General features: G+C 35.9%; 10 protein-coding genes and 2 pseudogenes. 8 read left to right on the top strand and 4 right to left on the bottom strand.

Annotated features, from left to right (window positions below; all coding sequences use genetic code 11):
• Positions 1–19: 19 nt before the first annotated feature.
• Positions 20–1,435 (top strand): NADP-dependent phosphogluconate dehydrogenase, encoded by a 1,416-nt coding sequence (gndA, locus tag ACIQZI_RS13515; protein WP_403073764.1) that lies wholly within the window; start codon positions 20–22, stop codon positions 1,433–1,435.
• A gap of 624 nt (positions 1,436–2,059) precedes the next feature.
• Here the strand turns inward: gndA and ACIQZI_RS13520 are convergent.
• Positions 2,060–2,224, bottom strand: a complete 165-nt coding sequence (locus ACIQZI_RS13520) for a hypothetical protein (RefSeq protein ID WP_403073766.1) — start codon at positions 2,222–2,224, stop codon at positions 2,060–2,062.
• Positions 2,225–2,261: 37 nt separating this feature from the next.
• Positions 2,262–2,888, bottom strand: a complete 627-nt coding sequence (locus ACIQZI_RS13525) for a carboxymuconolactone decarboxylase family protein (RefSeq protein ID WP_403073768.1) — start codon at positions 2,886–2,888, stop codon at positions 2,262–2,264.
• 24 nt (positions 2,889–2,912) lie between these two features.
• Here ACIQZI_RS13525 and ACIQZI_RS13530 point away from each other — a divergent pair.
• Positions 2,913–3,450 (top strand): annotated as a pseudogene (locus tag ACIQZI_RS13530) (TetR-like C-terminal domain-containing protein).
• A gap of 205 nt (positions 3,451–3,655) precedes the next feature.
• On the opposite strand, the gene ACIQZI_RS13535 reads toward ACIQZI_RS13530, so the two are convergent.
• Positions 3,656–3,910: a hypothetical protein gene (locus ACIQZI_RS13535; protein WP_403073770.1), complete on the bottom strand. Its 255-nt coding sequence runs from the start codon at positions 3,908–3,910 to the stop codon at positions 3,656–3,658.
• A gap of 173 nt (positions 3,911–4,083) precedes the next feature.
• Between ACIQZI_RS13535 and ACIQZI_RS13540 the strand changes: the two genes are divergently transcribed.
• Together ACIQZI_RS13540 and ACIQZI_RS13545 are read left to right on the top strand one after the other, a co-directional pair.
• The gene (locus ACIQZI_RS13540) at positions 4,084–4,572 is read left to right on the top strand and encodes an HPP family protein (RefSeq protein WP_403074038.1); all 489 of its coding nucleotides are present in this window, start codon (positions 4,084–4,086) and stop codon (positions 4,570–4,572) included.
• A gap of 196 nt (positions 4,573–4,768) precedes the next feature.
• Positions 4,769–5,520 (top strand): annotated as a pseudogene (locus ACIQZI_RS13545) (IS4 family transposase); the annotation flags it as partial.
• Positions 5,521–6,161: 641 nt separating this feature from the next.
• Here the strand turns inward: ACIQZI_RS13545 and dhaK are convergent.
• On the bottom strand, positions 6,162–7,919 hold the full coding sequence (gene dhaK, locus ACIQZI_RS13550; protein WP_403073772.1) for a dihydroxyacetone kinase subunit DhaK: 1,758 nt from the start codon (positions 7,917–7,919) through the stop codon (positions 6,162–6,164).
• A gap of 691 nt (positions 7,920–8,610) precedes the next feature.
• On the opposite strand from dhaK, the gene ACIQZI_RS13555 reads away from it, so the two are divergent.
• The 4 genes from ACIQZI_RS13555 (at position 8,611) to ACIQZI_RS13570 (ending at position 12,666) form a co-directional block, all read left to right on the top strand.
• Positions 8,611–9,495 carry an AraC family transcriptional regulator gene (locus ACIQZI_RS13555; protein ID WP_403073774.1) on the top strand — a complete coding sequence of 295 codons (885 nt, stop codon included), beginning with the start codon at positions 8,611–8,613 and terminating at the stop codon, positions 9,493–9,495.
• Between the two features lie 45 nt (positions 9,496–9,540).
• A complete protein-coding gene (locus tag ACIQZI_RS13560) occupies positions 9,541–10,440 on the top strand; it encodes a sugar phosphate isomerase/epimerase family protein (protein ID WP_403073776.1) in 900 nt (299 codons plus the stop codon).
• The gene (locus tag ACIQZI_RS13565) at positions 10,437–11,597 is read left to right on the top strand and encodes a Gfo/Idh/MocA family protein (RefSeq protein WP_403073778.1); all 1,161 of its coding nucleotides are present in this window, start codon (positions 10,437–10,439) and stop codon (positions 11,595–11,597) included. Before ACIQZI_RS13560 ends, ACIQZI_RS13565 begins: the two co-directional genes overlap by 4 nt.
• 64 nt (positions 11,598–11,661) lie before the next feature.
• Positions 11,662–12,666, top strand: coding sequence for a Gfo/Idh/MocA family protein (locus ACIQZI_RS13570; protein WP_403073780.1), 1,005 nt, complete (start codon positions 11,662–11,664; stop codon positions 12,664–12,666).
• Positions 12,667–12,669 lie beyond the last annotated feature (3 nt).

Raw genomic sequence — 12,669 nt, forward strand, 5'->3', positions numbered from 1 at the left:
GTCAAGAAAGGAATTCGATATGTCAAAACAACAAATTGGAGTTATCGGTTTAGCAGTAATGGGGAAAAACCTTGCATTAAATATTGAAAGTCGTGGATATTCTGTTTCTGTTTTCAATCGTTCATATGATAAAACAGAAGAGTTTTTAAAGAACGAAGCAGAAGGAAAAAATTTCGTTGGTGCAAAAACAGTTGAAGAATTTGTTAACTCATTAGAAAAGCCACGTAAAATTCTTTTAATGGTTAAAGCTGGTGCAGCGACAGACGCAACGATCGATTCATTAAAACCATATCTTGAAAAAGGCGACATCCTTATGGATGGTGGAAATACTTTCTTCCAAGATACAATTAGACGTAATAAAGAACTAGCACCTACAGGTATTCACTTCATCGGTACAGGCGTTTCTGGTGGTGAAGAAGGAGCGTTAAAAGGACCTTCGATTATGCCAGGTGGACAAAAAGAAGCATACGAGCTTGTGGAACCAATCTTAACTGCCATTTCAGCAAAAGTTGAAGGCGATGCTTGTGTTACATATATTGGACCGAACGGTGCTGGCCATTATGTAAAAATGGTTCATAACGGAATTGAATATGGGGATATGCAATTAATTTGTGAAGCATATTTTATTCTTAAAAACGTACTTGGTCTAAGTGCAACAGAACTTCATGATGTGTTTGCAGAGTGGAATAAAGGTGAGTTAGACAGCTATTTAATCGAAATTACTGCTGATATCTTTACAAAAGTGGACGAAGAAACAGGAAAACCACTTGTTGATATGATCCTTGATACGGCTGGACAAAAAGGAACAGGTAAATGGACAAGTCAAAACGCTTTAGATTTAGGAGTTCCACTTCCGATTATTACAGAATCAGTATTTGCTCGCTTTATCTCTGCAATGAAAGATGAGCGTGTCAAAGCAAGTAAATTGTTAACAGGACCTAAAGTTGAAGCATTTAAAGGTAAAAAAGAAGAGTTAATTGAAGCAGTACGTAAAGCACTTTATTTAAGTAAAATTGTTTCATATGCTCAAGGATTTGCACAAATGCGCGCAGCATCAGAAGAATATGATTGGAATCTAAGCTATGGTGATATCGCGATGATTTTCCGCGGTGGTTGTATCATCCGTGCTCAATTCCTACAAAAAATTAAAGATGCATATGACCAAGATCCTAAATTGGCAAACTTGTTATTAGATCCATACTTTAAAGAGATTGCTGAAAGTTACCAAACTGCATTGCGTGAAGTTCTAACGTTGGCTATTGAGAGTGGAATCCCAGTACCATCATTCGCGAGCGCAATTGCTTATTATGATAGCTATCGTACTGAAACTTTACCAGCTAATCTTTTACAAGCTCAACGCGATTACTTTGGTGCACACACATATCAACGTGTGGACAAAGAAGGCGTGTTCCATACAAACTGGATGGGCGAGTAAGTAAGAATAGAAATGAGAAAAAGGACGAAACCTTATGTATAAAGGTTTTGTCCTTTTTCATATTGTTTGAATCTAACCCATTTGAATATGTTCTTGACCAATTCCGTCAACAGTTTGTCAATAAAGTATGATGGATTACATTTGAATAGACTATCCAATTTCAAGTTGCTTGTTGGTCTACGGATTGCAACGTATGTCTCTAAGTATCCATGGTAATACCAATACTAGAATGACCCAATCTTTCAGATATTAATTTCGCATGAACACTTTGATTGATAAAAGATTAATATATGGTTCATTATAAAAATTAAATGCTTGTTGAGAATTTGTTTTCATATTTCTTATCAAAGACATTCTGAGTCATTTTCTTTTGGTGCAGATTTTAGATTAATACCTTTGAAAATACGTATTATAGGGATCTATCTTGCAGAAAGAATTGTGCTCAATTTGCTTTTAAGGGACATATATATTTAATTAAATAATAAATTTTTTAGAAGTGATTTATAACAATTAAGTGCTGTAGAACCAGCAATTGAGAATGTGTAGAAGCAATAAATATAATAGCGAAACGAAATAAAGACCTACTAACCATCCGTTAGTAAGTCTTGTCTTAACTTTTTGTCTTTAATCTAAATGATACTGTTGTTTAATCACTTCAAAAACATCGTGTAAAACTGGGGTATTTTGTCGGCTTACCAATAGTAAAATTCCGCCTTCAATCATGGCACAATGGATTCTGCGTTTTTTTTTCAGATTAATTGATTCATCTAACTGATGATTCTCAATCATTTCCGTTAAAATATCAGTGACTGAGTTTATCCAATGATTAAAAAAATTCTTCAATTTTCACTTGAAATTCCTCATCTTGGACACTCATTTCAATTGCCAAATTTCCCATTGCATATCCGTACTTAATTTCCATTTCTGCATGACTTGTCTTGGCCCATTTGAGCATACGATTTAACTTAGTAATAGGGTCATCTGAATTATTAAAAATTCCAATTATTAACTGTCTTTCCCAATCTTTGACTAGATCTTCTACAACAGCTAATCCAAGATTATGTTTTGATTGAAAGTAATGGTAAAATTGTCCTTTTCCTATATTAGTAGCTGCCATAATATCGCTGACTGATGTCGTTTGGTAGACCTTGGAGTGTATAACCTCTCTAGCTATTCGTATAATTTCCTGTATTTTAGAAGACATAATAACACAACCACAATCTTGATAACTTTGAATCATACTAGCCGTGTGTGCATAGGAACCACCTGCGCGTAATGCGGAAGTAACGATAATAGCTTCTGCGAGTTCTTCACTTGTTGCATCGAGTTTTTCTGCCTTTTTAGTATGAACGTCGATGCAATATGGACATTGACTGGCTATTCTAGATGCAGTCGCGATAATTTCTTTAAATTTAGCAGTGAGTTTTCCTTCTTTAATTGTATATAAAATCAAATATGATAGACAGAAATGTGAAAAATGACTAAAAAAGAAGATCCTCGTGCCATTAGAACACAAGAAATGTTAAAAAACGCTGTATTAACTCTATTAAATGAGGGATTATCCATTAATCAATTATCTGTGCAAAAAGTGACGCAAAAGCTTTATTAAATCGAACAACATTCTAATTACACTATCAAGATATGGACGATTTGATTGCTCAATTAACAAATGACATTTTACGTGAGCTAACTGATAAAATTGAAGCGCTCATTCAAGTGCAAGACATCAATGAAAAAAACGATTAATTCAATTACTAGATTATCTTTATACACAAAGACATCACCTACTCGTACTTTTTCAAATTGAACAATTTGAAAAACATCTGTTTAACCTGATGAAAAAATTGATTGAAATACGTAGAATTAACAGTAACAAAACCACTCCGAAAATTTATATCGAATTAGAAATTAAAACAGCTTCTTTAGTCGGTGTCATTATGTGGTGGTTAAAAAATGGCTTACATTTAAGTGCTGATTATATTGCCGATCAAATTTATCTAATGTATAAATCCTAGTTAATATTACTAGACACGATAAGTACAAATTAAATTTCTTGGTAGAAAAACCTCACTTACTTATGATAAGGCTCAGCGAATCATAAACGGAAGAATGTCATTTATTAATAAAGTGTAATCAATGCAGGAATTGTAAAATTTGGATTCGTTTCAAGTGGTGTTTGGACAACTCAAGAAGTTAAACTCTTAATTCGGTTGCTGTACATTAACCGAATAGTTGAACGCAAATATCATCCTGAATGAGTTGGTATCCTCGTCCTTGCTTTTCGAAGATCTTCATGCTAAAAGGAAAATAAACCTGTTGTCCAATTTGAACTAAACTTCCAAAGTAGGAAGGATCTTGGCGATGTACAAAAGAACAAGAAAAAGGATTTTGATCAAGAACTTCTGGGTCAAGTAAACGGCAGATAAAAAATAACTTTATTGGAAATAGAATATAAAACATGAATGCTCTTTTCATTTTGTTTTACTTCTTTCATGTAGGAACTTTTAATTTATTTCAAATAATTGTACTATAGTATAGTGTGTACATTAGCAAGGAGTGAACATCTTTTGAATACAGAAGGAAATCTAGCTTTGAAGGAGCAGCCAGAAGAAATAACCCAACACAACGTCCCATCTTACCTAATTAAAATGAGGGGAAGAGGAAAGAGTCCTCTGAAAGTAAATGTGAAAGATGTTATAACTGGATTGATAGGTGGATTTATTACGATCTTTATTCTTGGATTATTAACAAGCTTTACATCTACCCCATGGTTAATAGCTTCGTTTGGTGCAAGTTGTGTATTAGCATTTGGGCTTTGGCATTCTCCTTTATCACAACCTAGAAATATCATAGGCGGACACTTCATTTCAACTTTAATAGGATTAGTTGTTTATCATATATTTGGAAATGAACCATGGTCTCTGGCCTTAGGAGTAGGATTAGCTATCGGTTTGATGATGTTAACCAAAACAACCCATCCTCCCGCCGGGGCAGATCCAATCATTGTAATGTTTGGTGCTTACTCATGGGAATCTTTATTTACGCCAGTATTAACAGGATCCATTATTATTGTGTTGATCGCATTATTAATTAATAATTTACGAAGTAATAGAAAATATCCTGTGTTTTGGATATAAAAGTAATGAAAAAAAGCCCAATTTCTCAATTTAAAGCTGAGAAATTGGGCTTTTTAATATTGGTATTTCCTTCACATTGTAAATTCACGTTTTATTGGTGGTACCCCATGCCCATCAAGCTAATGAAACGAATTTCCCCCAAAATAAAAAAGCGTTATTCTTTCAGTAAACTACTCGAAAAGGATGACGTTTTTTCATGGACCTCTCGCTTTCTGAAGAATTACAATGCTTTCTATTTCCAATAGTCCTACAAGATCTCGCCAAATAAGTTGGTTTTGTGCAGCGATCCAGTAAATATCAAGAAGACGAACTCATCGCCCTTTGCGTTTGGCTCAGCCAAGAAGTCGCTAGTACATCGCTTACACTATATAAGTCGATTAAGAGGCTTCGACGGGCGTACTCATGAGCCCAGAAGGACTGAATCAACACTTTAATCCATTACTTCGATTTACTCCGTACACAGAAACTCTGTGCGACAAAATCGCGAACTTCACGTATCATTTCTATTTTCAAACGTATTCGGATTCTAGATGCGATGGTGTTTCAGCTACCTGATTCCTTCGCCACTGATTATCAAGGCTCTGGAGGGAGTAGTAACAGGGCTGGTGTAATACGATCTGCTTAGTGGCCAATTCTTAAATGTGCAGCTAGGGTCAGGAAAAAATAACGACAAAACATATGGTACGGATAGCCTTGAAAATGTGAGGCAGGTGATTTATGCCTGCGTAACTTAGGTTATTTTGATTTGCGAGATATACAAGCGATTCATGAGTTGAGAGCCTATTATATATCTCGATTGAAATTAAATACACGTATTTACGTGAAAAAACCGGAACCAGAGTATTTCAAAAATGGAACGTTGAAAAAGCACACAGAATATACTCAGCTCGTATGGTACAGATCATGAAGGAACTGGAACCAGGTGAGACCATTGAAATTCCGGAAGCATGATTTCATTCATGATTCTCTTTTTTTATGGTCTAGGAGTAAATGGATGGGGAAAAAAGTATTGAAGTGGATGATTAAAAATCATTTAAATTCATTAAGATAGAAGAGTAGGTTACCTACAAATCACATTAACCCTAAAAATGGTTGGGTGTGTGAATTGATTCACACTTATTTTGATTAGTTTTTATAGTGTGTTTTAAAGGAATTACTTTATTAATTGGGGATGATGTGTTGGTGTACACCGTCAATCAGATTAAGAAGCGGAAAGCATTGGATAATATCAAACCATATACGTCAGGTAAACCAATATGGGAAGTTCAAAAAGAATTAGGGGTAGAAAAGGTAATTAAGATACAATGTTTTAAAAGGGGATTATATAATAACCATCTTGCTTTATTCTTTTTTAGCTATTGGATTGATATAGATTTTCATCATTCTTCCTTACCCTTTATATAAAATTCTTTAATATGTAGTCCCAACACCTCGGAAAAAGGGCTTAAAGTAACGATAAAAAGACACCCTAGTGCATGGTTTTATTGAGAAACGCGCTTACCATACAAAAGAGGTGTCCTACATAACATGTTAATACTAACCAATACACGAAGACCAATAATGATCTGCGAGAGTAAACATACCTAGTACTATCTTAAACTGCGTGAAAGTTCTGTGAAAATAACACCTAGAGCAAAGGCGCCAGCATCAGGATAACCCAGGCTTCTTTCTCCAACCGTACCAGCACGGCCCATTCGAGCTACGATTTCCTTTGTATATTCGGCTCCTTCAACAGCAGCCAATGCCCCTTTTTCAAAAGCGGTCTTAAAGTCCGCACCAGCAGCTGCACTTTCTGACCAAGAATTTGCATAAGGCACAAGCGCATCCACAAGGGTTTTATCGCCTATCTCTGCTCCTCTTCCGAAAGATCGCTCGCCAATGAACTGTATTCCCTTGACTGAAGCATGCAACATTTCAGCAAACTCTCTTACTGTTAATTCCATTTTCTCTTCCGTAGCCTTACTAGCAGCTCGGAAAGCTGCACCCCAAATTGGACCAGAAGCACCTCCACAATGTTCCATAATAATCATAGAGCACGCATCGAGAAAGTTCCCTATATGTAAGCGCTCTTGATCCAAAATCATGCTCCATTCTCGTTTTAATTGCTTGAATCCCTTGGAGATGCTCATCCCAAAGTCGCCATCGCCTGCATATGTATCCAATTCGCAGAATGGCACTTCGTTCTTGATAATAACTTCACTCATTTTATCTACAAGATAGATGATATTATCTAATGTGATTACCTTATCTTTGATTATAGCGTGTTCTATTGCTGTTTCTGTCTCGAAAAAAACAGGCTTCTTCTCTACGGGATCCCTAATGTCAACGTATTCCACACTCTCAATTGGTCCATCTACTCTAAAAGCAGGTGTATGACATTCTCTAGATAGCAATGTTTTCAACTCATCATCTAGTTTCATCACTGTCAGGGAAATTCCGGCCATATCAATACTAGTCATGTAATTACCGACAAAGGTTCGATCAATTCGTATATTTCTTTTATTCAACTCGCGAGAAACCGCATTGTTAAAAAGATAAAGCTCTTGCAATGGTGTACCACCAAAGCCGTTTACTAGGATAGCAATTTCTGAAGGAACATCATCATCTAATCCTAAATCCTTCAGAAGGTCAGTTGTCATGCGTAAGGCCAATTCGTCTGCGGTCGAAACTTTTTCCCGTTTTATGCCTGGCTCTCCATGAATGCCTACACCATATTCCATCTCATCCTCATTTAATTTGAAAGTGGGCGATCCATTAGCAGGAACCGTACAGGAGGTTAGTGCTAGACCAATGGTTCGAACATTTGCCGCTGCTTTTTCCGCTACGGTTTTGACCTGCATCAGATCCCTACCTTCTGCTGCTGCTGCTCCGGCTATTTTATGTACCAATACAACGCCTGCAACGCCACGACGCCCTACTGTATAGAGACTGTCTTCTACTGCAATATCATCATCTACTCTGATATATTCTACTTGAATGCCATCCTCGGTAGCTAAGTAGGCTCCATTTTTAAAGTTCATTATATCCCCACTGTAATTCTTAATGATCAGTAGAGTACCTTGTTTGCTGGCGGTTGCTTTAATCGCCTGATATACCTGTATCTGTGAAGGGGAAGCAAACACGTCTCCGCATACTGCAGCATCTAGCATTCCTTTTCCGACAAACCCGGCATGTGCCGGTTCATGGCCACTACCACCACCGCTAATTAGGGTTACCTTATTTTCGTTCAATTCTTTTTTCTTAATTATCTTATACTTTTTTAAGAACTCGAGTTCGGGATGAGCCATAACCATCCCATTGCACATCTCCATGACGAGAGTTTCAGGTTTATTAATAATTTTTTTCACTTGTTATTCCCCCTTTATTTGACAATCTCAGAAACTTATTAGTTTATTGATTTATGGAGTAGTGAGGAGATACCTACTTTTAAAAAAGGTATCACATATTATTTCGCCAATGTTATTGGCATCCCTTCTTCATCTTACTTGTCTCTTTCGTATTATAAGATTACTCAGAAACTTTTTTGGGTTGACATTATAATATGAAAGGGGGGCAATCACATAAAAAAATAAAGAATTATATAGAATGTTAAAGGGAAAATACTTTTAGATGTAAATTATATGCGTCTAATTTTTATTTTCCTTTTATTTCTAACAATTTTACTATATACCAGTAGATTCTTGAAAACATCAGTACTAATGGTTACGATACTCCTTCTAAAGGTTTGAAATAATATTATCCATCCAAAATAGTTAGAATAAATTATCAATAAAGTGACCAGAATTAAAATTTATTGTAAAATCATAAAAAGGTATTGTGAAATCTTAACAGAGACAAACCTAGATCCATACATTCAAGGTTTGTCCCTGTTTTCTCTTGTATTGTACTGAGGTTTCAATAAAGAAAGCAATATGAGTCAAATAACATTGAAATCTAAGCAGTTTTAGAGAATGTTTTTTATTAAAAATTCCATTAAAATAAAAGTAGCTTCAGTTATATCAACATAATTGATAGCGTTTTCGTAAAGGTGTGAGGAAGATGGATGAATGGATATATGGCCAGTATAGAATGCAAGGAATGCTAACTCCTTCATTTACTTTTCATTCTCACCACGAATATGAAATTTATTTTTTTCATGCAGGAGAATGTAAGTATTTAATTAACAATCGGATTTATGAATTGCAACCGGGTGACATTATTCTCTTGGATGGTTTAACTTTGCATAAACCGAACCCTCGTTTAGTAAGTACGTATACGAGGAGTGTTATTCATTTTTCTCCGACTTGGCTGCAGGAATTATTGTCTGTTCTTGGACTGCCCAATTTATTGGATCCGTTTCAAAAGCTGAACAATTTCTTGCTTCGTACCGGGTATGATGAATCAGGAAGATTTGTTGATGGAAAGATCGAGCGGATAGCGAGCTTGCTTTCGTACAGTAATAAACTGAGACAACAAACAGATCAAAAAAGCGAGTTAGTTGAAGCTGAAGTCAAGATTGAGTTAGTTCAATTATTGTTGAAAATTTATAAAATGAGTCAAAAAGATTTAGCTCATGTGATAAGCGAAAAAACGGAAAAGGAACATCACGCTGAGGCCATTGCCTCATGGATAGATGCCCATTTTTCCGAAAAGATTAGTTTAGATCGTATGGCGACGGAGTTGAATCTGAGCAAGTACTATGTCTCACATGTTTTTAAAGAAGTCACAGGGTTTACAGTGATGGAGTATGTGATGGGATGTCGTCTAAATCAAGTGAAGTATTTGTTGGAAATGGAACCAAACCAATCTCTAGCAGAGGTATCTCGTGCTTCGGGATTTGAGAGTGTATCGCATTTTAGTCGGTTTTTTAAAGATAAAGTGGGCATTACGCCATCACATTATCGTAAAAATAAACAAATTCAAGCAAGTAATTCCCAAAATTAATCTTTCAAACGATTGATATTCAGCATGAAGGAGGAACACGCATAAATGAATATGGTTAAAGACTTAATGATTTCAGGTTTTTCAGATGAAATCTCGTCTGATTTTGATACTCAGCTTGAAGTTGTCGCAAAACTAGGTATGCATTATATATCATTACGTGGGATTGACGGTAAAAATATTGGAGATTTCAACGTAGATGAGATAAAAGAAACTGTACTACCACGTCTTCAAAATGCAGGCATCCGTGTTTCTTCAATAGGGTCGCCCATTGGCAAAGTGTTTATTAACGATGAAGAAGGTTTCGCAAAACAAAAAGTGATGTTGGACGAGCTTTGTCAAATTAGTAATTTATTAGATTGTAAATATATCCGTATCTTCAGCTTCTATATTCCAAAAGGTGAAAATGCCGATCAATATAGTAGTGAAGTAATAACGAAAATAACAGAGTTTGCTGCTATTGCAGAAAAATATAATGTTATTTTATTGCATGAAAATGAAAAGGATATCTATGGTGACATAGCAAAACGCTGTCACGAGATTCTGAAGGCGGTTGATTCTCCATATTTTAAAGGGATCTTCGACTTTGCAAACTTTGTGCAGTGTGGTGAAGACACTATGGATTGTTACGATTTGCTAAAAGATGAGATTGTTTATATTCACATCAAGGATGCTGTAACAACAGATAGTGAAAACGTTGTGTGTGGTACTGGCGAAGGGAACATACCTGAGTTACTTGCCCAGTTTATCCAAAGCGGTTACAAAGGCTTTTTAACACTTGAGCCGCATCTTGTATTATTTGATTCATTAAAGGATTTAGAACTTGAGGATGCTACAGAAGTGATTAAGGATAACAAAGGGCTTGATGGTGCTGGAGGATACAAACTTCAATATGATTCATTATTAGAAATACTTAAAAATATAAAGAGCGAGGAGAAATCATTATGAAAACGGTTAGATTAGGAATTATCGGAATTGGTGCGCAAGGTGGAACGTATGCTGGATTTATTTCAGAAGGAAAAGTGAAAAACATGGTAATTGGAGCTATTTGTGATATTGATCCAGCTAAAAAGGCAATGTGTGCAGAAAAGTATCCAAACGTACCATTCTATGATAACTATATTGACATGCTTGAGAGCGGTAATGTTGACGCAGTCGTTACAACTGTTCCACATTACTTACACCCAGAAATCGGAATCGCAGCATTACAAAGAGATATCCATGCATTGGTAGAAAAACCAGCAGGTGTTTATACGAAGCAAGTAAAAGAATTAAATGAATTTGCAGCATCAAAACCAGAGTTGACTTTCGGTATTTTCTTCAACCAAAGAACAAATCCACTTTATCAAAAAGTAAAAGAGATTATTGATAATGGTGAAATTGGGAAAATCCGTCGTACAAACTGGATGATTACAACATGGTGGAGACCACAGGGTTATTATGACCAAAGTGCCTGGAGAGCAACATGGGAAGGAGAAGGCGGTGGTGTATTAGTAAACCAAGCACCACACCAACTTGACTTGCTTCAATGGATTTGTGGTATGCCTAAAAAAGTTTATTCTAACGTCAAATACGGCTATCAAAGAGATATCGCTGTTGAGGATGAAGTAACAACATTGCTTGACTATGGGAATGGAGCAACCGGAGTATTTATTACGTGCACACATGATATTTTGGGTACTGACCGTTTTGAAATTTTGGGTGATAAAGGAAAAATTGTTGTGGATGATAGTAAGAAAATTACAATTAAAAGACTTAACACACCTGAATCTGAAATGAGTGCTACTATGAGCTGGGCAGATGTAATGTCCATTTTCACTGGTAAAGGTCTATCAGATATTTACACTGAAGAAGTGCTTGAATTTGAAAGTGTATGGGGTGGACAACATATCTCTGTTTTGGAAAACTTCGCTGCAAATATTGTAGAAGGTACACCACTAATTGCACCTGGTAGCGATGGTATACATGGTGTTGCGTTTGCTAATGCGATCCATCTATCAAGCTGGTTAGGTAAAGAAGTTGAGCTTCCAGTTGATGAAGACTTATACTTTGCTGAATTAAACAAAAAGATTGAAGAAGAAAAAAAGAGTCCTGTTAAACAATAAATATAATATTCAATGAACTCATGGCTAGATTGGTCATGAGTTCGTTTAAAAAGGAGTTGGGCGTATGCTTAAAGTAGCAGTTATTGGACTTGGAGATATATCCAAAATCCATATCCCAGCTATTATATCCAATCCAAATGTTGAACTAGTAGCGGTATGTGATACTGATCAAACATTAAATGATGCTGTACCTGGTGTGAATTTTTATACAGATTATCACGAATTACTTGATAAAGAATCGCTGGATTGTGTGCATAATTGCTTGCCACATCATCTTCATTTCCCTGTAACAAAAGCATGTGTTGAAAAGGGAGTTCATGTATTTCAAGAAAAACCTTTATCATTGAACACAGAAGAGGGATATGAGCTAGTAAAACTTGAGCAGGACAACAAGGAAGTTAAAATTGGTGTCTGTCTTCAGAATCGATTGAATGAGTCTTTTGAAAAACTTCAAGAACTTGTTATTAGCGGACAATATGGCAAAATAATCGGTATTAAGGGAATAGTTTCCTGGTTTAGACCGAAAGATTATTATGATGCGAAACCGTGGCGGGGCAAAATGGAGTATGCCGGTGGAGGAGTCATGATTAACCAGGCACTTCATACTTTAGATTTAATGCAACTGATCGGCGGTGAAATTGCATCCATCAGGGGATCTATTGACAATTTATTGGATTATGGCATTGAAGTGGAAGACACAGCGACTGCCAACATCAAGTTCAAAAACGGTGCTTCCGGTCTATTCTTTGCAACGGTTGCTAATTCGGGAAATTCCAGTGTTGAACTTCAAGTCGTCTTTGAAAAGGAAAAATTCACAATCAAAGATAGCATTTTAACAAGATTAAATGAAAATGGTAGAAAAGAAGAGATAATAGAAGACGAAAAATTGCCTGGAACAAAATTCTATTACGGCGCAAGCCATACAAAATTAATTCATAAATTCCATTCCTGTATAGAAAACAACATGCAGGATTATGTTCATGCTAAAGATGCACTAACATCCATTCAAATGATTGACGCGATTCGCAAATCATCAGAGTTAAAAAAAGAAATTAAATTGGAGGTTTGACAG

The sequence above is a fragment of the Peribacillus sp. NPDC096379 genome (assembly GCF_044762875.1).
Taxonomy (GTDB): domain Bacteria; phylum Bacillota; class Bacilli; order Bacillales; family DSM-1321; genus Peribacillus.